Origin of the sequence: Novosphingobium nitrogenifigens DSM 19370, from assembly GCF_000192575.1 — a bacterium.
Lineage (GTDB): Bacteria > Pseudomonadota > Alphaproteobacteria > Sphingomonadales > Sphingomonadaceae > Novosphingobium > Novosphingobium nitrogenifigens.
This window is the reverse complement of record NZ_GL876952.1, coordinates 1-1,055: the sequence shown is the minus strand read 5'-3', so window position 1 is coordinate 1,055 and position 1,055 is coordinate 1. Positions and strand designations below refer to the sequence as shown.

General features: G+C 61.7%; 1 pseudogene and 1 other annotated feature. The pseudogene reads right to left on the bottom strand.

The window, feature by feature from the left end:
• Positions 1-1,001: pseudogene (locus Y88_RS18715) on the bottom strand (IS3 family transposase); the annotation flags it as partial.
• Positions 604-720 (bottom strand) — a sequence feature (AL1L pseudoknot). It overlaps the preceding pseudogene by 117 nt.
• Positions 1,002-1,055 lie beyond the last annotated feature (54 nt).

Sequence of the window (1,055 nt, the reverse complement as noted above, 5' to 3'; positions counted from 1 at the left end):
GCCGACGCTGCCCACCGAGGGTTCAATGCCCGCTTCTGCGAGGCGTTCGGTGTACTTGATGGACACGTATTGCGATCCACGGTCGCTGTGATGAACCAGGCCGCCCCGGTGAACGGGCCGTCGGTCGTGAATAGCCTGTTCCAACGCATCCAGCACGAAGCTGGCGTGCGCTGTCCTGCTGACGCGCCAACCCACAATGTAACGGGCATAGACGTCGATCACGAAGGCGACGTAAACGAACCCCGCCCAAGTCGCGACATAGGTGAAGTCGGAGACCCAGAGCATGTTCGGCGCCGGAGCATGGAACTGGCGATTGACCTGGTCGAGCGGGCACGGTGCCGCCTTGTCAGCAATCGTGGTGCGCACCGGCTTGCCCCGGATCACCCCTTGCAGGCCAAGATCTCGCATCAGCCGCTGCACGGTGCAGCGCGCAACATTGAAACCCTCGCGCTTCATCTGTCGCCATACCTTGCGCACGCCGTAGACGCCGAAGTTCTCAGCAAAGACCCGTAGAACTTCCGGCTTCAGCTCTTCATCTCGCCGAACGCGGGCTGCTTGCAAAGCCGGGTTCCGTCGCTTTGCGACACGCTCGTGATAGGTGGATGGGGCGATCGGCAGGACACGGCAGATCGGCTCGACCCCATAGGCATCGCGATGCTCGTCGATAAAGGCGATCATCGTTTGAACGGGCGGTCGAGCTCCGCCTGGGCAAAATACGCCGACGCCTTGCGAAGGATCTCGTTGGCCTGCCGCAGTTCGCGGACTTCACGCTCCAATGCCTTGAGTTTCTCGGCGGTCTCCGTCGGCACCCCACCGCGCTTGCCGCTGTCCACCTCGGACTTCTTCACCCATTCCAGCAGCGTGTGTCCCGAACACCCGATCTTCTCAGCTACTGATGTGATCGCAGCCCAGCGGGAGGGATAATCGCCTTCGTGATCCATAACCATGCGGATAGCCCGCTGGCGAACCTCGGGCGCAAACTTCTTCCTCGTCTTGCTCATCGTAGACCCTTCCTCTCAGGAGTTAGGGCCTCCGGCAATCCCGGCGCGGTTCAA